This is a genomic window from Streptomyces sp. NPDC014727, assembly GCF_043083485.1.
Classification (GTDB): domain Bacteria; phylum Actinomycetota; class Actinomycetes; order Streptomycetales; family Streptomycetaceae; genus Streptomyces.
The window spans coordinates 72,813-94,887 of the sequence record NZ_JBIBYR010000014.1; the positions used below are offsets into that span (position 1 = coordinate 72,813).

A 22,075-nucleotide genomic window follows, 5' to 3' on the forward strand; every position below is an offset into this window, starting at 1 on the left:
GGCTGCCGCATCTGCCGCAGCCGGTTCAGAGAAGACAATGGGGCCATGGCACGCGGCAAGCTTCGGATCTACCTGGGTGCGGCACCCGGCGTCGGCAAGACGTACGCGATGCTCTCCGAGGCCCACAGGCGCGTCGAACGGGGCACCGACTGCGTCGTCGCCTTCGTGGAGCACCACGACCGCCCGCGCACCGAGGTCATGCTCCACGGTCTGGAGCAGATCCGGCGCCGTGAGATCGAGTACCGCTCCGCCGTCTTCACCGAGATGGACGTCGACGCGGTTCTGGAGCGGGCCCCGGCCGTCGCCCTGGTGGACGAACTCGCGCACACCAATGTGCCGGGCTCCCGCAACGCCAAACGCTGGCAGGACGTCGAAGAGCTCCTCCAAGCCGGAATCGACGTGATCTCCACCGTCAACATCCAGCACCTGGAGTCGCTCGGCGACGTCGTCGAGGCCATAACCGGCGTACGCCAGCGCGAGACCGTCCCCGACGAGGTCGTCCGCAGGGCCGGCCAGCTCGAACTCGTCGACATGTCGCCCCAGGCACTGCGCCGCCGGATGGCCCACGGCAACATCTACAAGCCGGACCGGATCGACGCGTCCCTGTCCAACTACTTCCGCCCCGGCAACCTGACCGCCCTGCGCGAGCTGGCGCTCCTCTGGGTCGCCGACCGGGTCGACGAATACCTTCAGCAGTACCGCGGCGAGCACAACATCCGCACCACCTGGCAGGCCCGTGAACGCATCGTCGTCGGACTCACCGGCGGCCCCGAGGGCCGTACGCTCATCCGCCGTGCGTCCCGGATGGCCGCCAAGGGCTCCGGCAGCGAGATCCTCGCCGTCTACATCGCCCGCAGCGACGGACTGACCTCCGCCTCGCCCAAGGAACTCACCGTCCAACGCACCCTGGTGGAGGACCTCGGCGGCACGTTCCACCATGTCATCGGCGACGACATACCGTCGGCGCTCCTCGAATTCGCCCGTGGGGTGAACGCCACGCAGATCGTCCTCGGCTCCAGTCGCCGCAAGACCTGGCAGTACATCTACGGACCGGGCGTGGGCGCCACGGTCGCCCGCGAGTCCGGCCCCGATCTCGACGTCCACATCGTCACCCACGAAGAGGTGGCCAAGGGCCGCGGGCTGCCCATCGCCCGCGGCGCCCGGCTGGGCCGGGTCCGGATCATCTGGGGCTGGCTGGTCGGCGTCGGCGGCCCGGCGCTGCTCTCGCTGCTCCTCACCGGTCTGGAGAACGGACCGGGGCTCGCCAACGACGTCCTGCTCTTCCTCTTCATGACGGTCGCGGCGGCCCTGCTCGGCGGGCTGCTGCCCGCCCTCGCGTCGGCCGCCGTAGGCTCGCTGCTGCTGAACTACTGGTTCACCCCGCCCACCCACACCCTGACCGTGCAGGACCCGGAGAACTTCGTCGCCATCCTGATCTTCTTCGCGGTGGCGGTCTCGGTCGCCTCGGTCGTCGATCTGGCGGCCCGACGCACCCATCAGGCGGCCCGGCTGCGCGCCGAGTCGGAAATCCTCTCCTTCCTGGCGGGCAGTGTGCTGCGCGGCGAGACCACCCTGGACGCGCTCCTGGACCGGGTCCGCGAGACCTTCGGCATGGAGTCCGTCGCTCTGCTGGAGCGGCAGAGCGACGTCGACCCGTGGACCTGCGCCGGAAGCGTCGGCCCGGGGCCGGTGGCCCGGCCGGAGGACGCCGACGTGGACATGCCGGTCGGTGACCACATGGCGCTCGCCCTCTCCGGCCGGGTGCTGCCCGCCGAGGACCGCCGGGTGCTCGGGGCGTTCGCCGCCCAGGCCGCCGTCGTACTGGACCGGCAGCGCCTGGTCGGCGAGGCGGAGGAGGCCCGGCGGCTCGCCGAGGGGAACCGGATCAGGACAGCGCTCCTCGCCGCCGTCAGCCATGATCTGCGGACCCCGCTCTCCGCCATCAAGGCCGCCGTCAGCTCCCTGCGCTCCGACGACGTCGCGTGGTCCGACGAGGACGAGGCGGAACTCCTGGAAGGCATCGAGAACGGCGCCGACCGCCTCGACCACCTCGTGGGGAACCTCCTGGACATGTCCCGGCTGCAGACCGGCACCGTCACCCCGCTGATCCGCGAGATCGACCTCGACGAGGTGGTGCCGATGGCGCTCGGCGGCGTGCCGGAGGGCAGCGTGGACCTCGACATCCCCGAGACCCTGCCGATGGTCGAGGTCGACCCCGGGCTGCTGGAGAGAGCCGTCGCCAACATCGTCGAGAACGCCGTCAAGTACAGCCCCTACGAACAACACGTCACCGTGGCCGCCAGCGCGCTCGGCGAACGCGTCGAACTACGGGTCGTCGACCGGGGCCCCGGCATCCCCGACGACGCCAAGGAACGCATCTTCGAGCCCTTCCAGCGCTACGGCGACGCCCCGCGCGGAGCGGGCGTCGGACTGGGCCTGGCGGTGGCCCGGGGCTTCGTGGAGTCCATGGGCGGCACGCTGGACGCCGAGGACACCCCGGGCGGCGGCCTCACCATGGTGCTGACCCTCAAGGCGGCGTCGGGATACGTTCCGGTCAGCCCCGACCTGCCCGCGCGGGTCACCTCATGACTTCGCCGGTCACCTCATGATCTCCGGAACGCCCCGGGAGATCGCCGTACAGCAGAAAGGCAGGGCCCCCATGACCCGGGTGCTTGTGGTCGACGACGAGCCGCAGATCGTACGCGCCCTCGTGATCAACCTGAAGGCGCGCAAGTACGAGGTGGACGCGGCGCCGGACGGCGCCACCGCCCTCCAGCTCGCCGCCGCCCGCCACCCCGATGTCGTCGTCCTCGACCTCGGACTGCCCGACATGGACGGGGTCGAGGTGATCAAGGGGCTGCGCGGCTGGACCAGGGTGCCGATCCTGGTGCTCTCTGCCCGCCACACCTCCGACGAGAAGGTCGAGGCCCTGGACGCCGGAGCCGACGACTACGTGACCAAGCCGTTCGGCATGGACGAGTTGCTGGCCCGGCTGCGCGCCTCCGTCCGCCGCGCGGAACCCGTCGGCCAGCACGGCACCGACGACATGGTGGTCGTCGAGACCGAGGGGTTCACCGTCGACCTGGCGGCGAAGAAGGTCCACCGCGAGGGACGCGACGTGCGGCTCACGCCCACCGAGTGGCATCTGCTGGAGGTCCTGGTCCGCAACAGTGGCCGGCTGGTCAGCCAGAAGCAGCTGCTCCAGGAGGTGTGGGGGCCCTCGTACGGCACCGAGACCAACTACCTGCGGGTCTACATGGCGCAGCTGAGGCGCAAGCTGGAGGCCGACCCCTCGCATCCCCGGCACTTCGTCACCGAGCCGGGGATGGGCTACCGCTTCGAGCGCGGCTGAACCGCAGCCGGGCGCACCGGGCTTCGGCGCGGCGGATGTGGGCGGCCGAGTCCTGCGTCGGCAGGCGCGGGTTGTGAGCCCGGTCCTTCGTGTGTGCGTCGCTCGCCCCTGCTCCGTAACTCCGACGAGAACTCCGAAGCTCTGACGAGTATCCCGTTCGAGTGAGACCCGGGGCACCCGCTCGGAGCACGGGAGACCGGTACCCTTCGGTTATGAGTGCTGTTCCTCGATTCGAGAAGCCGGGCAAGGCGGAGAAGCCGTCCGGCCGCTTCCGGCGGATGCTCGACCGGCTGTCCAGCTCCCAGGAGGACCTGGAGTCCGAGGAGCTGCAGGAGGACTCGCAGGCTTCGGGTTGCACGCGTATCTCCGAATGCACCGACCGGCAGATCGTGAAGGTGACTGGTACCTTGCGGACCGTCACCCTGCGGCCGCGCGCCGGAGTGCCCGCCCTGGAGGCGGAGCTCTTCGACGGCACCGCCCCGCTGGACGTGGTCTGGCTGGGCCGACGCTCCATCGCGGGCATAGAACCGGGCCGCAAGCTCATCGCCTCGGGCCGGATCGCCATGAGTCATGGACGCAGGGTGCTGTTCAATCCCAAATACGAACTCCGACCGCTCGGCAAGGAGTAGCCGGTGACGTCTCTCGACAAGCCGACGTCCGACACGGACCGCACCACCCGCACCGACCAGCAGGAGGCCGACGCGAAGGCGGTCACCGAGGCAGCGCTCTTCGAGGCGTTCGGCGGTGTCCGGGGGATGGTGGAGACAGTCCTTCCCGGGCTGCTCTTCGTCACGATCTTCACGATCAACAAGGATCTGCACCTCTCGGCCATCGCGGCCCTGGTGGTGTCCCTGCTCCTCGTCGCCGTACGGCTGATCCGCAGGGACACCGTGAAGCACGCCTTCAGTGGTGTCTTCGGCGTGGCCTTCGGCGTGGTCTTCGCCATGATGACCGGCAATGCCAAGGACTTCTATCTGCCGGGCATGCTCTACACGCTCGGCCTGGCCCTCGCCTATCTGATCACCACCCTCGCAGGGGTGCCGCTGATCGGTCTGATCCTGGGCCCGGTGTTCAAGGAGAACCTCTCCTGGCGCACCAGGAACCCCGGCCGGAGGAAGGCATACGCCAAGGCGAGCTATGCCTGGGGACTGATCCTGCTCGCCAAGTGCGCGATCCTCTTCCCCTTGTACTGGTGGGCCGACACGACCCAGTTCGGCTGGGTCCTGGTCGCGCTGAAGATCCCGCCCTTCCTGCTCGCGGTCTATCTGACCTGGGTCTTCCTCGCCAAGGCGCCGCCGCCCATCGATGTCTTCGCCGAGATGGAGGCGCAGGAGCAGGCCGAGAAGGCCCGTAAGGCCGAAGCGGCCGCCGCCGCGACGCGCCACCAGGAGTACTGAACGGCCCAAGGCGGAAAGCGAGGGGCCCGGAACCGTGTGAAACGGTTCCGGGCCCCTCGCTTTCCGCCTGCCTTGTGCCTTGTGCCGGCCTCCGGCCGGCCCTGCGCCGGTCAGTCGTCCGAGTCGCCCCGGCGCACCGACAGCAAGTCCTCCAACTGCTCCTCGCGCGCCTGCGCGGCCACGAACAGCAGCTCGTCACCGGCCTCCAGCGTCTCCTCGGTGCTCGGCGTCAGCACGCGCTGCCCGCGGATGATGGTGACCAGCGAAGTGTCCTCGGGCCAGGCCACATCGCCGACCTGGGTACCGGCCAACGCCGACTCCGGTGGCAGCGTCAGCTCGACCAGATTGGCGTCGCCGTGGCTGAAGCGCAGCAGCCGGACCAGATCGCCGACGCTCACCGCCTCCTCGACCAGGGCCGACATCAGCCGCGGTGTGGAGACCGCCACATCGACGCCCCATGCCTCGTTGAACAACCACTCGTTCTTCGGGTTGTTGACCCGGGCGACGACCCTCGGCACGCCGTACTCGGTCTTGGCGAGCAGCGAGACGACCAGGTTCACCTTGTCGTCGCCGGTCGCGGCGATCACGACGCTGCAGCGTTGAAGTGCCGCCTCGTCGAGCGAGGTGATCTCGCAGGCGTCAGCCAGCAGCCATTCGGCCATCGGCACCCGCTCCACCGAAATGGCCGTCGGTGCCTTGTCGACGAGCAGCACCTCGTGCCCGTTCTCCAGCAACTCGCCCGCGATGGAACGTCCCACCGCACCGGCGCCGGCAATCGCGACACGCATCAGTGACCGCCCTCCTCAGGGCCCTCGGCGAAGGCCGCCTCGACCTTCGCGATCTCGTCCGTACGCATCATCACGTGGACCAGGTCGCCCTCCTGCAGCACGGTCTGCGACGTGGGCAGTATGGCTTCGCCCAACCGGGTGAGGAACGCCACGCGGACGCCCGTCTCCTCCTGCAGCGTGCTGATCTTGTGGCCGATCCAGGACGGCGTCGTGTGCACCTCCGCGAGCTGCACAGCGCCGCTCGGATCCCGCCACAGCGGCTCGGCCCCCGAAGGGAGCAGCCGTCGCAGCATCTGGTCCGCGGTCCAGCGCACGGTGGCGACCGTGGGGATACCGAGACGCTGATAGACCTCGGCACGCCGGGGGTCGTAGATCCGCGCCGCGACGTTCTCGATGCCGAACATCTCGCGGGCGACCCGGGCGGCGATGATGTTCGAGTTGTCACCGCTGCTCACCGCGGCGAACGCGCCGGCCTCCTCGATCCCCGCCTCACGGAGGGTGTCCTGGTCGAAGCCGACACCGGTGACACGCCGCCCACCGAATCCGGACCCGAGGCGTCGGAATGCCGTGGGGTCCTGATCGACGACGGCGACCGTGTGCCCCTGCTGCTCCAGGGTCTGCGCGAGAGCGGCTCCGACTCGCCCGCAGCCCATGATGACGATGTGCACCTTGCGCCTACCTCGCAGTCCTGGTCGTCCGGCTGACCTGCGAAAACACCCTGCTCACACTTCTTTCTCAGCTTGCCGGGCAAACAACGGGGCAACGGTGTGTCCCGTTGCCCAGGATGAGCTTATGCGGCTGGGATCGCGAAGCCTCATCCGAGTGCGCTTTCGCCGCGCCCGCGCGATGCGGATGGATACCGCGCCGTGTCCGCGCGATGACGAACGGGTGCCGTGAAGTGTCCGCGCGCTACGGACGGGTGGGCCGCCGGACACGTGGGCGCGTCGATCGCGCCGGGGGCGTACGGATCCTTGAGCGCCGGCGGCACAGACATCTAACATGTCAGTTTATGGAGACCCTGCGCCCCGTCCGACGGACCCTGCTGCGGGACACCGCGTACGAGGCGATCCGTGACGCCATCGTCCGTGGCGACATCCCGCCCGGTGCCCCTGTCCGTGACGCCGAGCTCGCCGAACGCCTCGGACTGTCCCGGGCTCCGGTCCGTGACGCGCTGTCCCGGCTTTCCGGCGAGGGGCTCGTCGAGTCCAAGCCGCAGAGCTACACGCGGGTGACCCGCCTGGTGCCGCGCGACGTCCGGGACGCGGCGGCTGTCGTACGGGCCATGCAGGAACTGGCCGCGAGGACCGCCGTACCTCGGCTCACGGATGCGGACATTGCCGCGATGCGCGAGGCGAACGAACTCTTCCGGGGCGCGACCCGCCGCAGCGACGTGGCGGACGCGCTGCGCGCCGACGACCGGCTCCATGACGTCCTCGTCGCGGCCTGCGGAAACCGTGCCGTGGCCGCCACGGTTGAGCGCTACACCCCTTTGATACGGCGGCTGGAATGGCGGCAGTTCGGCACGGCGAGCGCGGCACACGGCTCGGCTGAACTGCACGAGCGGCTGATCGAGGCATGCGCGGGGCGTGATGCCGAGACGGCGTCCCGGATCACTGCGGAGATATGGCGGGCTCTCGAAGAACTGGCAGACGAACCGTCCGACGAACTGTCCGTCGAACCATCCGACGGGGTGGCCCAGGGGTGCTCCGCCGAGGCCGCCCACGGGCAGCCCCGATAGGCCGACGGACCGTCCGGTCAGGTCGGCGACCGGCCGACCGGCCGAGCGCCGGCCGGATCCGCGGAGTATCCACAGACAAGTCGACACCTCGACCCGTGACCACCGTCGTCGCCACCCTCCCGGCCACCGCGCCGACCCGAATGCGCCCCCCGGCCACCACGCCGACCACGTGCACGACCCACCCCCACCGCGCCGACCAGGAACACGACCCCACCCCCACCGCGCCGACCAGGAACACGACCCCACCGACACCCGACCGAGGGAGCTCCCATGGCGTCTGTCCCCCCGCCCCCGCCCACCGCCGCGTCCCCCACCTCCTCCACCACCTCTCCCTCCCTCTCCTCCTACGACCGCTACCCCCTCCTCTTCGGCCCCTCTCCCGTACACCGTCTCGACCGGCTCACCGACCACCTCGGCGGCGCCGCTGTCTGGGCCAAGCGGGAGGACTGCAACTCCGGCATCGCCTACGGCGGCAACAAGACCCGCAAGCTCGAATACCTTGTCGCCGACGCCCTGGCGAAGGGCTGCGACACGCTCGTCTCCATCGGCGGAGTCCAGTCCAACCACACCCGCCAGGTCGCGGCGGTCGCCGCCCGCGCCGGCCTCAAGTGCGTACTGATCCAGGAGAGCTGGGTCGAATGGCCCGACGCCGTCTACGACAAGGTCGGCAACATCCTGATCAGCCGCCTGGCCGGTGCCGACGTCCGCCTGGTGCGCGCCGGTTTCGGCATCGGCGTCAAGGAGAGCTGGGAGCAGGCGCTGCGCGAGGTCGAGGAGGGCGGCGGCAGGCCGTACGCCATTCCCGCCGGTGCGTCCGACCATCCCCTGGGCGGGCTCGGCTTCGCCCATTGGGCCTACGAGGTCGCGGAGCAGGAGCGCGCACTCGGTGTGTTCTTCGACACCGTGGTCGTGTGCTCGGTGACAGGTTCCACCCAGGCCGGTATGGTCGCCGGTTTCGCCGCGCTCGAAGAGGCGGGCGGCCGTCCGCGGCGCGTGCTGGGCATCGACGCCTCCGCCGAGCCCGCCCGTACGCGTGAGCAGATCGCCCGGATCGCGGCCGGTACCGCACAGCTCATCGGGGTGCGGCGCGAGCTCACCGTGGACGACATCGAGCTGGACGAGCGCTACCACGCGGGCACGTACGGCATCCCCGACGACACCACCCTCGACGCGATGCGGCTCGCCGCACGTACTGAAGGAATGATCACCGACCCCGTCTACGAGGGGAAGTCGATGGCCGGAATGGTCGATCTTGTGGCGCGCGGCGAGATCGCCCGCGATTCCGCCGTTCTTTATGCCCACCTCGGCGGACAGCCGGCGCTCAATGGCTATAGCGCCCTGTTCGCGGACGCCTGAGCGCAAGGATTTCGTTAAGGATTTCGTGGCTTTTTCCGCCGAGCGCAGGAGATTGCGAGGCCACGGGGGTGGTGGGTCTGCGGCTTCCATACGGAACGCTTACGATCCTCTGCGTGTCCAAACTGACCGACCTGCCCAAACGGATTCTGATCGGACGGGCGCTGCGCAGCGACAAGCTCGGAGAAACGCTCCTCCCCAAGCGCATCGCACTTCCCGTTTTCGCATCCGACCCGCTGTCCTCGGTGGCCTACGCGCCCGGAGAAGTTCTCCTGGTGCTCTCCGTCGCGGGCGTGTCGGCCTACCACTTCAGCCCCTGGATCGCGTTTGCCGTCGTGGTGCTGATGTTCACGGTCGTCGCCTCGTACCGGCAGAACGTGCACGCCTACCCGAGCGGTGGTGGTGACTACGAGGTCGCCACCACCAACCTCGGGCCCAAGGCCGGGCTGACCGTTGCCAGCGCGCTGCTGGTCGACTACGTCCTGACCGTCGCCGTGTCGATCGCCTCCGGCGTGGAGAACCTCGGGTCCGCGATCCCGTTCGTCGTCGAGCACAAGACGGCCTGCGCGATCGCGGCCATCGTGCTGCTGACGCTGATGAATCTGCGGGGCGTCAAGGAGTCCGGCAAGCTCTTCGCCATTCCCACGTACCTCTTCGTGGCCGGCGTCTTCATCATGATCATCTGGGGCGCGTTCCAGGGGTTGGTCCTCGGTGAAACCATGCACGCCCCGACCTCGGGTTACGAGATCAAGGCTGAGCACCAGGGGCTGGGCGGCTTCGCGCTCGTCTTCCTGCTGCTGCGGGCCTTCTCCTCCGGCTGTGCCGCTCTCACCGGTGTCGAGGCGATCAGCAACGGTGTGCCCGCCTTCCGCAAGCCGAAGAGCAAGAACGCCGCGACCACGCTCGCGATGATGGGCCTGCTGGCCGTCACCATGTTCTGCGGCATCATCGCCCTGGCCATGGCCACCGGTGTGAAGATGGCGGAGAACCCGGCCACGGATCTGATCAACAAGGGTGTCCCGGTCGGCTCCGGCTACGTCCAGAACCCGGTGATCTCGCAGGTCGCGGCCGCTGTCTTCGGGGAAGGGACGTTCTTCTTCGTCGTACTCGCCGCAGCCACTGCCCTCGTGCTCTTCCTGGCAGCCAACACCGCGTACAACGGCTTCCCGCTGCTCGGTTCGATCCTCGCCCAGGACCGCTACCTGCCGCGCCAGCTCCACACCCGCGGTGACCGGCTCGCCTTCTCCAACGGCATCGTGCTGCTGGCGGGCGCGGCGATCCTGCTCGTCTGGATCTACGGAGCGGACTCGACCCGGCTCATCCAGCTCTACATCGTCGGTGTCTTCGTCTCCTTCACTCTCAGTCAGACCGGCATGGTCAGGCACTGGAACCGCCACCTGGCGACGGAGAAGGACCCGGTCAAGCGCCGTCACATGGTCCGCTCCCGCGCGATCAACACCTTTGGCGCCTTCTTCACCGGACTGGTGCTCGTCGTGGTGCTCGCCACCAAGTTCACCCACGGTGCCTGGGTCGCCCTCCTCGGCATGGTGATCTTCTACGGGACGATGACCGCGATCCGCAGGCACTACGACCGGGTCGCCGAGGAGATCGCCGCGGAGGAGACCTCGGTCGACGAGACGATGCGCCCCTCGCGGGTCCACTCGATCGTCCTGGTCTCGAAGCTCCACCGGCCCACGCTGCGCGCCCTCGCCTATGCCAAGCTGATCCGCTCCGACCGTCTGGAGGCGCTCTCCATCAGCGTCGACCCGGCCGAGACCAAAGCGCTCAGGGAGGACTGGGAGCGGCGCGGCATCGACATCCCGCTGAAGATCCTCGACTCGCCGTACCGCGAGGTGACCCGCCCGGTCATCGATTACGTGAAGGGCCTGCGCCGGGACAGCCCGCGCGACGTCGTGAGCGTGTACATCCCGGAGTACGTGGTCGGCCACTGGTACGAGCACGTCCTCCACAACCAGAGCGCGCTGCGCCTCAAGGGGCGGCTGCTGTTCACCCCGGGCGTGATGGTGACCTCCGTGCCGTACCAGCTGGAGTCCTCAGAGGCGGCGAAGAAGCGCGCAAGGAAGCGCGCCGAGTGGAACGCACCGGGCTCGGTGCGCCGCGGACCCGTGGAGCGCAAGCCCAAGGAACCCGCCAACAAGGGCTGACCGCGCCCCGCCCGCTCGTGGTAAACGGCCGGACGACACCCACGTAGAATCGTAGGTTGTTGTCCGGCCGTTAGTCCCTTGATCTCTGGAGCCTCCCCCTCATGCAGAACGAACCCACGTCGTCGCTGGTCGGGGAGGAGTACGAGGTCGAGGTCGGGCCCGTCGCACACGGCGGCCACTGCATCGCCCGCACCTCTGAGGGACGGGTCCTCTTCGTACGGCACACGCTTCCCGGCGAGAAGATCATCGCCAAGGTCACCGAAGGCGAGAGCGACTCCCGCTTCCTGCGCGCCGACGCGGTACGGATCATCGAGGCGTCCAAGGACCGCGTCGAGGCGCCCTGCCCGTACGCGGGCCCCGGCAAGTGCGGCGGCTGCGACTGGCAGCACGCCAAGCCCGGTGCCCAGCGCAGGCTCAAGGGCGAAGTGATCGCCGAACAGCTCCAGCGCCTCGCGGGTCTCACCCCGGAGGAGGCGGGCTGGGACGGCACCGTCATGCCGGCCGAGGGCGACAAGCTTCCGGCGGGCGAGGTACCGGCCTGGCGCACCCGCGTCCAGTACGCCATCGACGAGGACGGCCGTGTCGGCCTGCGCAAGCACCGCTCGCACGACGTGGAGCCCATCGAGCGCTGCCTGATCGCGGCCCCCGGCGTCACCGAGCTCGGCATCGAGAAGCGGGAATGGCACGGCATGGCCTCGGTGGAGGCCATCGCGGCCACCGGCTCCCACGACCGCCAGGTGATCCTCACCCCGAAGCCCGGCGGCCGACTGCCCCTCGTCGAGCTCGACAAGCCGGTCTCGGTGATGCGCGTCGACGAGCGCGACGGCGGCGTCCACCGGGTGCATGGCCGCGCCTTCGTCCGCGAGCGCGCCGACGACCGTACCTACCGGGTCGGCTCGGGCGGCTTCTGGCAGGTGCACCCCCAGGCCGCCAACACCCTCGTCCGCGCCGTCATGCAGGGCCTCCTGCCCCGCAAGGGCGACACCGCCCTCGACCTGTACTGCGGCGTCGGCCTGTTCGCGGGCGCACTCGGCCAGCGCATCGGCGAGAAGGGCGCGGTCCTCGGCATCGAGTCCGGCAAGCGCGCCGCCGAGGACGCCCGTCACAACCTGAAGGACCTCGACCGGGTCCGCATCGAACACGGCAAGGTCGACCAGATCCTGCCGCGCACCGGCATCACCGAGTGCGACCTGATCGTTCTCGACCCCCCGCGGGCAGGCGCCGGCAAGCAGACGATCAAGCACCTGTCGGGCCTGGGCGCCCGCCGCATCGCGTATGTGGCATGCGACCCGGCGGCCTTGGCGCGCGACCTGGCGTACTTCCGCGACGGCGGCTACAAGGTGCGGACGCTGCGGGCGTTCGACCTGTTTCCGATGACGCATCATGTGGAGTGCGTGGCCATCCTCGAACCGGCCGCAAAGGGCTCCTGACCCGCGGTTTTGTCCGTGCGCATTATGTGCGGTGTGGGCGTTACGGGCGATACCTTGACGCTGAAATGACGCTCGTGACGCTCATTTGACGCTCGTTCTGATGGAGTGTCAGGCGAGCTTATGAGTAGGTCAGGCCCTGTCAGGGTGGCGGATATCGACGGGGCGCCGAGGGCAGACTTGCTGGCGCAGGCCCGGGCGCTGGACCGAGGTCGGGGTGTTCGACCATCTGCACCGGATACTGCTCCCGAAGTTGAACACGGCTGGGGAACTCGACTGGAGCCGCGCGTGCCTGACGCTGCCTTTGCCTCGGTGATGGTGGCGGAGGGGGCCTCAGGCTGTTCGGCGGGTGTGCAGCAGGCGGTGGCGCCGCAGCAGCTGCCCACTGTCCCAGACGTGATGTCCGTCACAGCGGGCTTGGTGGCGCGGACGATGGCGGAGTGCATGCCGTCGGCGACGGCGTGGGTGGGGGTGATCTCGATGTCGGTGAACCCGGCGGCTTTGAGGCCCTGGCGGTATTCGGTGAAGGAGAGTGCGCCGGCGATGCAGCCGACGTAGTCGCCGCGCTCGGCCCGGTGGGCGGGGGTGAGGTTGTCGTCGGCGACGACGTCGGAGACACCGATCCGGCCGCCGGGCGTCAGGACGCGGAACGTCTCGGCGAAGACAGCCGCCTTGTCAGTGGACAGGTTGATCACGCAGTTGGAGATCACGACGTCGATCGTCGCGGCGGGCAGGGGGATGGCTTCGATACTGCCCTTGAGGAACTCGACGTTGGTGGCGCCGGCCTTCTCCTGGTTGGCCAGGGCCAGGGCGAGCATCTCCTCGGTCATGTCCAGGCCGTATGCCTTGCCGGTGGGGCCGACGCGGCGGGCGGAGAGCAGGACGTCGATGCCGCCGCCGGAGCCGAGGTCCAGGACTCGCTCGCCTTCGTTCAGGTCGGCGACGGCGGTGGGGTTGCCGCAGCCGAGCGAGGCGGCGACGGCCTCGGCGGGCAGCTGGTCTCGGTCGGTGGCGGCGTAGAGGGTGGAGCCGAAGTGCTCATCAACCTCGATCGCGGCCGGTCGGCAACAGGCGGTGCCGCCTTCGGTGACCTGGACGGCGGCCGCGGCATAGCGCCGGCGGACGGTCTCGCGCAGGTCGGTGTTCTGCTCGCTCATCACGGTGGCTCCTCGTGAGGGTCCGGGCATGACCCGGAACGGTTGCATTGACGTTCCTCGATGCAACCTTGCGTCGTGGATCGAAAAACGTCAACATAGAAGCATGTCGAAACAAGAGCTTGTTGTGCTCGGCCAGGACAGTGCCGAGGGGTGCTGCCCGACGCTGCTGAGTGCGCCTCTGGACGAGGACCAGGCCGTCGAGCTGGCCAAGGTGTTCAAGGCCCTGGGTGACCCGGTCCGCCTGCGGCTGCTGTCGATGATCGCCTCGCGGGAGGGCGGGGAGATCTGCGTCTGCGACCTGACCCCGGCCTTCGACCTGTCCCAGCCGACGATCTCCCATCACCTCAAGCTGCTGAAGCAGGCCGGTCTGATCGCGTCCGAGCGGCGGGGAACGTGGGTGTATTACCGGCTGCTGCCGGAGACGACGGACCGGCTCGCCGCGATCCTGACGCGCCCCGGCAACCCGGATGTGCAGCCCCTTCAGCCCCTCGACGAGCCCGCCGGGGCCGCTTCGTGAACGAGACGACCACCGCCCCGAGCAGTTCGGTGGCCGGACGGCTGTCGCTGGTCGACCAGTTCCTCGCGGTGTGGATCCTCGCCGCGATGGCAGCCGGCCTCGGCCTGGGCCGTCTGGTCCCCGGCCTCGGGGACGCGCTCGCGAAGGTCACCATCACCGGGGTCTCGCTGCCGATCGCGCTCGGCCTGCTCGTGATGATGTATCCGGTCCTCGCGAAGGTCCGCTATGACCGCCTGGACACCGTCACCCGTGACAAGCGCCTGCTGATCCCGTCCCTGGTGATCAACTGGGTCATCGGCCCGGCCGTCATGTTTGCCCTCGCCTGGGTCTTCCTGCCCGACCTGCCGGAATACCGGACCGGCCTGATCATCGTCGGGCTCGCCCGGTGCATCGCCATGGTCATCATCTGGAACGACCTGGCCTGCGGCGACCGCGAGGCCGCCGCCGTCCTCGTCGCCCTGAACTCCGTGTTCCAGGTGATCGCGTTCTCCGCGCTGAGCTGGTTCTATCTGTCGGTCCTGCCCGGCCGGCTCGGCCTCGACCAGACGACGCTGGACATCTCGGTGTGGGAGATCGCCCGCAGCGTGCTGATCTTCCTCGGCATCCCCCTCGCCGCCGGCTTCCTGACCCGGCGCATCGGCGAGAAGGCCAAGGGACGCGCCTGGTATGAGGCGAAGCTGATCCCCCGCATCGGCCCGTTCGCCCTGTATGGGCTGCTGTTCACGATCGTCGTCCTGTTCGCCCTCCAGGGCGACGCGATCACCTCCCAGCCCCTCGACGTCGTCAGGATCGCGCTGCCGCTGCTGGTGTACTTCGCCGTGATGTGGGCCGGTTCCATGGCCCTGGGCAAGGCCGTCGGCCTGGACTATCCCAAGGCGACGACACTGGCGTTCACCGCCGCGGGCAACAACTTCGAACTGGCGATCGCAGTAGCCATCGCAACGTTCGGCGCGACCTCCGGGCAGGCCCTGGCCGGGGTTGTCGGCCCGCTCATCGAGGTGCCGGTCCTCATCGGCCTGGTCTATGTCGCTCTCGCCGCCCGCCGCTACTTCCCGAATTCCGAGCCCCTGCCGGCCCCTGCGGCTGCCGCCGAGGAAGGTCCCGCCCATGTCTGACACCGCCGCCGCGAAGCCGTCGGTGCTGTTCGTGTGCGTCCATAACGCCGGACGCTCGCAGATGGCCGCCGCCTTCCTCACCCACCTCGGCCAGGGCCGCATCCAGGTCCGCTCGGCCGGCTCGGCCCCGGCCGGCAGCGTGAACCCGGCCGTCGTCGAGGCAATGAACGAGGCCGGAATCGACATCTCCGCCGAGATCCCCAAGGTCCTGACCACCGAGGCCGTGCAGGCATCCGACGTCGTGATCACCATGGGCTGCGGAGACACCTGCCCCGTCTTCCCCGGCAAGCAGTACTTGGACTGGAAACTCGATGACCCAGCAGGCCAGGGCATTGACGCGGTCCGCCCGATCCGCGACGAGATCGAATCACGGATCCGGAGCCTGCTCGACGAGCTCCGATCCAGCGGAACCTGACCGCCCGGGCCCGCGAAGCGGCGGTGGGCCGCAGGTTGACCCACCGCCGCTTTGCGGAACTCTTGGAGGTTGCCAGTAAAACGGTCCCTTTGTGTCCCTGGCGGGGTGCCAAAGGTGCGGGCCGTCGACGTACTTCGCCCGCAAGAAGCGACCGAAGTCCGCCCGCCGGCTCCGCGACGAACGGCTGATGCCGCTGATGCAAGGCCCCTGGAAGGACGTCGACCAGGTCGAACGGGCGATCTTCCAGTGGGTCACGTGGTACAACGAGGAACGGCTCCACTCCGCCCTCGACTACGTACCACCCGCCGAGTACGAACGCGACTGGTGGCGACAGCAGGAAGCCTCCCCGCAGTCCGCCTGAAACAAGATCACCGGACTCTACGAAACTCGGGGCAGCTCATGGCGCCGGTGGAGTCCGGTCCGCCTTCTCGGCCTCCTCGTCGACCAGCTTGCACACACAATGGCCCGCGCACTGCGGGGCGGTCCCCAAGCAGCAAGCGCAGGATTTCGGTATCTCGGACCATGGCAGGGAGCTCAGTTCCCGGAGCACTTGATGTGCTTCGGGTCGGGCAGCTGGTGAGTCGTCTCGTGGGCGTGGGCTGCTTCATGGCCGTCGGCGTCGGTGGGCTTGGAAGAGGGGGGCGGCAGGCGAGGCGGATGGGGAGGCACCTGGGGCGAAGGCTCCGGCTGCGCCGTTCTGGCCGGTGATGCCGTTGCCGAAGAATTCAGAGCGCATCCTCAGTCTTGGCATGAAGCCGACCGGGTCCGGGCCATGACTGGCTGGCCATTTTTGCTCGTTGCTCCGGGGAAGCGTGCCGTGACAGCATTTGGCAGGTGTTCGATATCGGGGATGACATAGCAGAGCCGCCCGTCCGGCGTTCGAAGATCGCCGACTTGGCCGACTGGCCTGCTCCCGAGGTGCGGTCGACACCGGGTGTGGCCCTGGAGCCGGTCCCTGCCATGGCGCCGGAGGATGATCCGACGGCGGCGGCCCGGCATGAGTTTGCTGTGTTGCTGGGTGAGTTCCGGCGTACGGCGGTGTTGGTGCCGCTGGATGAGTTCGGGGATCTGTGGTCGGCGCAGCAGAACGGGGTTCGTTGGATCTGTGCGTTCTCGGATGAGGAGGCGTTGGCCCGGTTCGCGCAAGCCCGGGGGGATGTCGGGCGGGAGTGGGTGTACCGGACGGTGCTGGGTGCGCGGTTGTTGGATGTGATGGTGCCGATGCTGCCGGGGCCTGCGGGGGTGGCGCTGGATGCGGGCGGTGAGGACGGGATGTTGTTTCCGCCGGTGGCGGGCATCGTGCCGGACGCGGTTGCTGTGGATCTCGGGGGGATGCAGTGAGCGGGGAGAGTGCCGATCTTCAGGTGCCGCCGGAGGCGTTGGCCGAGATCGCGAAGGGGATCGATCTGGCGCATGCGGAGTTGAAGGATCTCGGGTTCATCGGCCAGGCGTCGACGGGCCGGGGGTTCTCGGATCTCGCTTTGTCGGGGTTGGAGTTGGGGCATGGCGGGCTGACGTCTGAGTTCGAGACGTTCTGTAATCGCTGGGAGTGGGGTGTGCGGGCCCTGACGCAGAAGGGGAACGGTTTCGCGCTGGGGGTCGGATTGTCGGCGGGTTCCTTTGCGGAGCAGGAGCAGTACATCAAGGACTCGTTCAAGGTCGGCGTGAACTCTTTGAACGGGAATCCGCACCTGTCCGAGGACGAGGTGAAGACCATGAGCTGGGACACGATCCGCAACCAGTCCGCGTATGACAACCCGGACTTCAGCGGTGAGTCGATGCTTGAGGCGAACGCCGAGGTGAAGCAGAACTGGCAGGACACCGCCTACGACGCGGAGGACGCCGCGCTCGACTCGATGGAGCGGTCCGGGTTGGTGGACCCGGCGGTGCGGGCAGTGGCGGATGAGCGGCTGAAGGAGCAGCTTGATCCGTCGCAGGAGGCGATTCGTCAGGCCGAGCAGCCGCGGTGGGGGGAGAGTCGCTGATGGTGGACTGGGGGAAGCTCGGCGGAGACCTTTACGACGGTGCCGGCAAGCTGGTCGACAAGGGCAAGGAGATCGTCGGCGAGGGGATCGACAAGGGCACCGATTTCGTCGGCTCCGGTCTGGAGAAGATCGGTGCCGACGGGTGGGCGGACGCGGTCGAGGACTGGGGGGACGAGACCGCGTCCTCGCTCGGGGCGGAGGTTGGTGAGAAGCAGCTCGGGCAGAGCGAGGAAGCGAACGAGCTGATCCATGGTAGGCCGGAGAAGATCGCCGCGACGGTGAAGAACCTCCGGGACTTCCAGCGGGCGTTCGATCTCGTCGGCGGCGGGATGAAGAAGCTCGACTCCGGTCACTGGAGGGGTGTGGCCGCCGACGCGTTCCGGGAGAAGTTCCAGACACTGCCGACCGACTGGTTACGTGCGGCGGATGCGTTCGAGGACGCGGCCACGGCGTTGGAGACGTATGCCGGGACGGTCACGAGCGCGCAGGCCAAGGCCGGTGAGGCGATCGCTCTGTACAAGGAGGGCAAGCAGGACTACGAGACGGCCGCTGCCGCGTTCCGGGAGAAGGCGGCGGCGTACAACGCGGTCCGCAACACCGAGCACCCGCTCCCGCACCCAGGGAAGTTCTCCGATCCGAGCGTGGCCAAGCGGCAGCATGCCCAGGAGATGCTGCAGCACGCCCGGCAGGCGCGTAACGAGGCTGCCGAGTCGGCCAAGAGCGCGATCACCGCGGCGATGGCCCACGCCCCGAAGGAACCCACGGGCTTGGACCGGCTGAAGCAGGAGGTTGTCGACTACGGCGTGGGCCAGGGCTTCGAGTTGGCGCACTTCGGTGGCGGTATCGTCAAGGGCACCGCGGGACTGCTGAATTTCGTCCGCTCGGTCAACCCGACCGACCCGTACAACCTGACGCACCCGGCCGAGTACTACAAGGGCGTCAACATGACGCTCGCCGGCCTGGTCTCCAGCGCCGCCAACCCCGACCGCACGTTGAAGAACGCCTGGGACGCGGCCAAGGGCGACCCCTCCGAATTCATCGGCCGACTCGTCCCCGAACTGGTCGGCACCAAGGGAGGCGGCCTGATCAAGGGCGGCCTGCGGGCCGGGATGAAGGACCTCCTCGAACGCCCCAAGGGCAAGAACCGGCACGGACACGAGAAGAACCCCGACTCCAACGCCAAGAAGTGCAGCGAGGTCAAGTGCGCCGGAGACCCCGTCGACGTCGCCACCGGACGCATGCTGCTCCCTCAGACGGACATCACGCTGCCCGGATCGCTGCCCCTGGTCTTCGCGCGCGTCTTCGACTCCTCCTACCGAGCCGGACGCTGGTTCGGTACCGGCTGGTCGAGCACGGTCGACCAGCGCCTGGAGATCGACGCGGAAGGCATGGTGTTCAGTTGCGCCGAGGGCAGCCTGCTCGCCTACCCGCATCCCGCGCCCGGCGTTCCCGTCATGCCCACGCATGGTCGGCGCTGGCCGCTGGACCGGGTGGACGACGGTTACACCGTCACCGACCCGGAAACCGGCCTGGTCCGGCACTTCGTCGACCACTCCGACGGGAAGCTGGCGCTCCTGGCCCAGATCGACGACCGCAACGGCCGCTGGATCGCCTTCGAGTACGACGAGACAGGTGCCCCGACGTCGATCGTGCACCACGGTGGCTATCACCTGAAGCTCACCACGAACGACGGCAGGGTCACCGCCCTGCACCTGGCAGGCGCCGCACCGGACGGCACCGACCAGGAGATCCTCCGCTACGGCTACACCCACGGCCACCTCACCGAAGTCACCAACTCCTCAGGCAAGCCGCTGCGCTTCGGCTGCGACGAACTCGGCCGCATCACCTCGTGGACGGACACCAACGGCAGCCGGTACGAGTACGTCTACGACGAACACGACCGCTGCGTGTACCAGACCGGCACGAACGGCCACCTTGAAGCCCACTTCACCTGGGACGACACCGACCCCACCACCGGCCTACGCATGACGTCCATGACCGACGGCCTCGGCCACACAGAGCGATATGTGATCAACGACCGCTCCCAGGTCATCGCCGAGATCGACCCTCTGGGCGCGGTCACCCGCTACGAGCACGACCGCTACCACCGGCTCCTGTCCGTCACCGACCCGCTGGGACACATCACCCGCTCCACATACGACGAGCATGGCCGCCTCACCTCGGTGGTCCGCCCGGACGGGCGTGAACTGACGGCCGACTACAACGCCCTCGGCCTGCCGGTGCGGGTCAAGGGCGCGGACGGGACGGTCACTCGACAGACGTATGACGAGCGGGGCAACCGCACGTCGGTCACCGACGCCTCCGGCGCGACAACGGCCTACACGTACGACGAGGCCGGACACCTCACATCCGTGACGGATGCACTCGGACACCGCTCCGCGGTGCGGTGCGACGCGGCTGGTCTGGCCGCCGAGATCACCGACCCGCTGGGCGCAACGACGCGCTACGAGCGCGACGCCTACGGACGCCCGGCTTCGAATAGCGACGCCCTGGGAGCTGTCACCCGGTTCGCCTGGACCACGGAGGGGAAACTCGCCCACCGTATCGACGCCGACGGAAGCGAACAGTTCTGGACGTACGACGGTGAAGGCAACTGCCTCACTCACACCGACGCCGTGGGAGGCGTTTCCACCTTCGAGTACGCAGATTTCGACCTGCTCGTGGCACGAACCGGCCCGGACCGAGTGCGGTACGAGTTCAGCCACGACCCGCTGCTCCGACTTACCGAAGTTACGGACCCACAAGGGCTGACCTGGAACTACAGATACGATCCAGCCGGTCGTCTCACCACGGAGAGCGACTTCGACGGCCGGGTGCTCACATACACCTACGATGCCGCGAGCCGCCTGGTCTCCCGCACCAACGGTGCCGGTCAGACCATCCGGTTCGAACGCAACGAACTCGGCCAACTGCTCCGCAAAGACGCGGACGGAGCACTCACCCACTACGAGTACGACATCTTCGACCAGCTGGCCGACGCATCAGGACCCGACACCACTCTGACCCGGATGCGCGATCGATACGGGCGCCTGAAATACGAGACCGTCAACGGCCGACGTCTCTCCTTCGAGCATGACGCCCTCGGACGCCGCACCAGCAGGAAAACCCCCGGCGGATCCGTCAGCGCCTGGACCTACGATGCTGCAGGCCGACGCGATGAACTCACGACGGCCGGTCGCACACTCACCTTCGAACGGGACGCGGCAGGCCAGGAACTGACCCGGCACATCGGCTCCACAGTCGCGCTCCGGCACGAATTCGACATCATGGGCCGCCTCACTGGTCTGCACGTCACAGCGACGAACCGCACTCTTCAGCACCGCGCCTACTCCTACCGCGCCGACGGCAACCTCACCGGCATCGACGACCACTTCCGCGGCAGCCGAACCTTCGACCTGGACGCCCTGGGCCGGGTCACGGCCGTGCACGCCTCGAACTGGACCGAGCGATACGCGTACGACGCGGCAGGCAACCAGACCGAAGCGACCTGGTCCACCGCACACCCGGGTCAGGAGGCTGTAGGGACCCGCACCTATGCGGGCACACGCATCAGCACAGCGGGGAACATTCGCTACGAGCATGATAAACAGGGCAGAATCGTACTCCGTCAGAAGCGGCGGCTTTCCCGTAAACCCGAAACGTGGCGATTCGCCTGGGACGCCGAGGACCGGCTCGTTTCGGTGGTCACGTCGGACGGAACAGTCTGGCGCTACCAGTACGATCCGATAGGCCGTCGCACAGCCAAGCAGCGCCTCGCCGGCGACGGCGACACCGTCCTGGAGCAGACCTCCTTCACCTGGGACGACGCACAGCTCTGCGAGCAATGGGCTACCGGGGAGGGCCTGCCCAACCCTGTCACGCTCACGTGGGATCACGACGGCGTGCGCCCGTTGGCGCAGGTGGAGCGCATCTTCGCAGGTGGTTCGTCTCAAGAGGCCGTTGATGAAAGATTCTTCACCATCGTCACCGATCTGATCGGCACTCCGAGCGAACTCATCGACGAGTCGGGGGGATTGGCCTGGCGCACGCGCACCACACTGTGGGGCACGACAACCTGGGCGACAACGAGCACGGCATACACGCCGCTTCGATTCCCTGGCCAGTACTTTGACCCCGAGACCGGCCTCCATTACAACGTCCACAGGTACTACGACCCCGAAACGGCCCGTTATGTGACCGCTGATCCTCTGGGCCTCGACCCTGCCCCCAACGCCCTGACGTATGTGGAGAACCCGCATACATGGGCCGACCCGTTGGGGCTGAAGCCCTGCAAGATACGTGTATCTCCCGTGGCATCCGATTGGGCCACCAAAGGCGCCCACATCCACATCCCACTGAAGAAAAAGCTGGGTCTTGAGGATGAAGTGCACGTGTTCGTGGATGATAACGGCAACATTGCGGGTGCACCGATCAGGCTCGAACACGGCTGGGCCTCGGACAAGAGCGTCCAGGCAGCCGTGGACGCCGTGAACACCGATCCCAAGCTTCGCGCCGATCTGCTCACCAAGGCCAGGTCCGCCCGGGAGCATATGCTTGATCACAACTGGGGAAATAAAAAGAACCGGGCGGATGAAATGAAAGCACTCATCGAAAAATTGGAGGGATGGCCGTGAGTGGCGCTAAACTGATCGCCTCATTCATCGCA

Annotated in this window: 17 protein-coding genes and 1 pseudogene; 15 read left to right on the forward strand and 3 right to left on the reverse strand. The window is 68.2% G+C overall.

Translation table 11 applies throughout. The features are described from left to right. The first annotated feature begins 45 nt into the window (after nucleotides 1-45). From ACF1B9_RS22430 to ACF1B9_RS22445, 4 genes are all read left to right on the forward strand, one after another. Nucleotides 46-2,589: an ATP-binding protein gene (locus ACF1B9_RS22430; RefSeq protein ID WP_391743259.1), complete on the forward strand. Its 2,544-nt coding sequence runs from the start codon at nucleotides 46-48 to the stop codon at nucleotides 2,587-2,589. Between the two features lie 70 nt (nucleotides 2,590-2,659). After that, nucleotides 2,660-3,352: a response regulator gene (locus ACF1B9_RS22435; protein WP_351084878.1), complete on the forward strand. Its 693-nt coding sequence runs from the start codon at nucleotides 2,660-2,662 to the stop codon at nucleotides 3,350-3,352. Between the two features lie 212 nt (nucleotides 3,353-3,564). Further along, nucleotides 3,565-3,981 (forward strand): OB-fold nucleic acid binding domain-containing protein, encoded by a 417-nt coding sequence (locus ACF1B9_RS22440; protein WP_391743261.1) that lies wholly within the window; start codon nucleotides 3,565-3,567, stop codon nucleotides 3,979-3,981. A 3-nt stretch (nucleotides 3,982-3,984) separates the two neighbouring features. After that, nucleotides 3,985-4,749: a DUF3159 domain-containing protein gene (locus tag ACF1B9_RS22445; RefSeq protein WP_391743263.1), complete on the forward strand. Its 765-nt coding sequence runs from the start codon at nucleotides 3,985-3,987 to the stop codon at nucleotides 4,747-4,749. A 110-nt stretch (nucleotides 4,750-4,859) separates the two neighbouring features. Here the strand turns inward: ACF1B9_RS22445 and ACF1B9_RS22450 are convergent, their stop codons facing one another. Together ACF1B9_RS22450 and ACF1B9_RS22455 are read right to left on the reverse strand one after the other, a co-directional pair. After that, nucleotides 4,860-5,537: a potassium channel family protein gene (locus ACF1B9_RS22450; RefSeq protein WP_376216257.1), complete on the reverse strand. Its 678-nt coding sequence runs from the start codon at nucleotides 5,535-5,537 to the stop codon at nucleotides 4,860-4,862. Beyond that, on the reverse strand, nucleotides 5,537-6,205 hold the full coding sequence (locus tag ACF1B9_RS22455; RefSeq protein WP_376216259.1) for a potassium channel family protein: 669 nt from the start codon (nucleotides 6,203-6,205) through the stop codon (nucleotides 5,537-5,539). The genes ACF1B9_RS22450 and ACF1B9_RS22455 overlap by 1 nt, the downstream gene beginning before the upstream one ends. A gap of 341 nt (nucleotides 6,206-6,546) precedes the next feature. Between ACF1B9_RS22455 and ACF1B9_RS22460 the strand changes: the two genes are divergently transcribed. The 4 genes from ACF1B9_RS22460 (at nucleotide 6,547) to ACF1B9_RS22475 (ending at nucleotide 12,223) form a co-directional block, all read left to right on the forward strand. After that, complete coding sequence (locus ACF1B9_RS22460) at nucleotides 6,547-7,275, forward strand: GntR family transcriptional regulator (protein WP_391743265.1); 729 nt, start codon at nucleotides 6,547-6,549, stop codon at nucleotides 7,273-7,275. Nucleotides 7,276-7,545: 270 nt separating this feature from the next. After that, on the forward strand, nucleotides 7,546-8,631 hold the full coding sequence (locus ACF1B9_RS22465) for a 1-aminocyclopropane-1-carboxylate deaminase (RefSeq protein WP_391743267.1): 1,086 nt from the start codon (nucleotides 7,546-7,548) through the stop codon (nucleotides 8,629-8,631). Nucleotides 8,632-8,744: 113 nt separating this feature from the next. Further along, a complete protein-coding gene (locus ACF1B9_RS22470) occupies nucleotides 8,745-10,793 on the forward strand; it encodes an APC family permease (protein ID WP_391743268.1) in 2,049 nt (682 codons plus the stop codon). A gap of 101 nt (nucleotides 10,794-10,894) precedes the next feature. Then, nucleotides 10,895-12,223: a class I SAM-dependent RNA methyltransferase gene (locus ACF1B9_RS22475; RefSeq protein WP_391743270.1), complete on the forward strand. Its 1,329-nt coding sequence runs from the start codon at nucleotides 10,895-10,897 to the stop codon at nucleotides 12,221-12,223. A 401-nt stretch (nucleotides 12,224-12,624) separates the two neighbouring features. Here the strand turns inward: ACF1B9_RS22475 and arsM are convergent. Continuing rightward, nucleotides 12,625-13,377 (reverse strand): annotated as a pseudogene (arsM, locus tag ACF1B9_RS22480) (arsenite methyltransferase); the annotation flags it as partial. A 103-nt stretch (nucleotides 13,378-13,480) separates the two neighbouring features. On the opposite strand from arsM, the gene ACF1B9_RS22485 reads away from it, so the two are divergent. The 7 genes from ACF1B9_RS22485 (at nucleotide 13,481) to ACF1B9_RS22515 (ending at nucleotide 22,043) form a co-directional block, all read left to right on the forward strand. Continuing rightward, nucleotides 13,481-13,894, forward strand: a complete 414-nt coding sequence (locus tag ACF1B9_RS22485) for an ArsR/SmtB family transcription factor (protein ID WP_391743271.1) — start codon at nucleotides 13,481-13,483, stop codon at nucleotides 13,892-13,894. Next, nucleotides 13,891-15,009 carry an ACR3 family arsenite efflux transporter gene (gene arsB, locus ACF1B9_RS22490; protein WP_391743272.1) on the forward strand — a complete coding sequence of 373 codons (1,119 nt, stop codon included), beginning with the start codon at nucleotides 13,891-13,893 and terminating at the stop codon, nucleotides 15,007-15,009. Before ACF1B9_RS22485 ends, arsB begins: the two co-directional genes overlap by 4 nt. Continuing rightward, nucleotides 15,002-15,424: an arsenate reductase ArsC gene (locus ACF1B9_RS22495; protein ID WP_391743274.1), complete on the forward strand. Its 423-nt coding sequence runs from the start codon at nucleotides 15,002-15,004 to the stop codon at nucleotides 15,422-15,424. Before arsB ends, ACF1B9_RS22495 begins: the two co-directional genes overlap by 8 nt. Nucleotides 15,425-15,515: 91 nt before the next feature. After that, nucleotides 15,516-15,785, forward strand: a complete 270-nt coding sequence (locus ACF1B9_RS22500) for an integrase core domain-containing protein (RefSeq protein ID WP_391743275.1) — start codon at nucleotides 15,516-15,518, stop codon at nucleotides 15,783-15,785. A 473-nt stretch (nucleotides 15,786-16,258) separates the two neighbouring features. Next, nucleotides 16,259-16,765: an SseB family protein gene (locus ACF1B9_RS22505; RefSeq protein WP_391743276.1), complete on the forward strand. Its 507-nt coding sequence runs from the start codon at nucleotides 16,259-16,261 to the stop codon at nucleotides 16,763-16,765. Next, nucleotides 16,762-17,409 (forward strand): hypothetical protein, encoded by a 648-nt coding sequence (locus tag ACF1B9_RS22510; protein ID WP_391743277.1) that lies wholly within the window; start codon nucleotides 16,762-16,764, stop codon nucleotides 17,407-17,409. The genes ACF1B9_RS22505 and ACF1B9_RS22510 overlap by 4 nt, the downstream gene beginning before the upstream one ends. Next, nucleotides 17,409-22,043, forward strand: coding sequence for a putative T7SS-secreted protein (locus ACF1B9_RS22515; RefSeq protein ID WP_391743279.1), 4,635 nt, complete (start codon nucleotides 17,409-17,411; stop codon nucleotides 22,041-22,043). The genes ACF1B9_RS22510 and ACF1B9_RS22515 overlap by 1 nt, the downstream gene beginning before the upstream one ends. Nucleotides 22,044-22,075: the final 32 nt, after the last annotated feature.

What these genes read in the sequence shown, in the direction of transcription:
- ACF1B9_RS22465 (WP_391743267.1), top strand. Translation starts at nt 7,546, where the DNA reads ATGGCGTCTGTCCCCCCGCCCCCGCCCACCGCCGCGTCCCCCACCTCC.
- ACF1B9_RS22475 (WP_391743270.1), top strand. Translation starts at nt 10,895, where the DNA reads ATGCAGAACGAACCCACGTCGTCGCTGGTCGGGGAGGAGTACGAGGTC.
- ACF1B9_RS22435 (WP_351084878.1), top strand. Translation starts at nt 2,660, where the DNA reads ATGACCCGGGTGCTTGTGGTCGACGACGAGCCGCAGATCGTACGCGCC.
- ACF1B9_RS22440 (WP_391743261.1), top strand. Translation starts at nt 3,565, where the DNA reads ATGAGTGCTGTTCCTCGATTCGAGAAGCCGGGCAAGGCGGAGAAGCCG.
- ACF1B9_RS22450 (WP_376216257.1), bottom strand. Translation starts at nt 5,537, where the DNA reads ATGCGTGTCGCGATTGCCGGCGCCGGTGCGGTGGGACGTTCCATCGCG.
- ACF1B9_RS22430 (WP_391743259.1), top strand. Translation starts at nt 46, where the DNA reads ATGGCACGCGGCAAGCTTCGGATCTACCTGGGTGCGGCACCCGGCGTC.
- ACF1B9_RS22485 (WP_391743271.1), top strand. Translation starts at nt 13,481, where the DNA reads ATGTCGAAACAAGAGCTTGTTGTGCTCGGCCAGGACAGTGCCGAGGGG.
- ACF1B9_RS22495 (WP_391743274.1), top strand. Translation starts at nt 15,002, where the DNA reads ATGTCTGACACCGCCGCCGCGAAGCCGTCGGTGCTGTTCGTGTGCGTC.
- ACF1B9_RS22515 (WP_391743279.1), top strand. Translation starts at nt 17,409, where the DNA reads ATGGTGGACTGGGGGAAGCTCGGCGGAGACCTTTACGACGGTGCCGGC.
- ACF1B9_RS22460 (WP_391743265.1), top strand. Translation starts at nt 6,547, where the DNA reads ATGGAGACCCTGCGCCCCGTCCGACGGACCCTGCTGCGGGACACCGCG.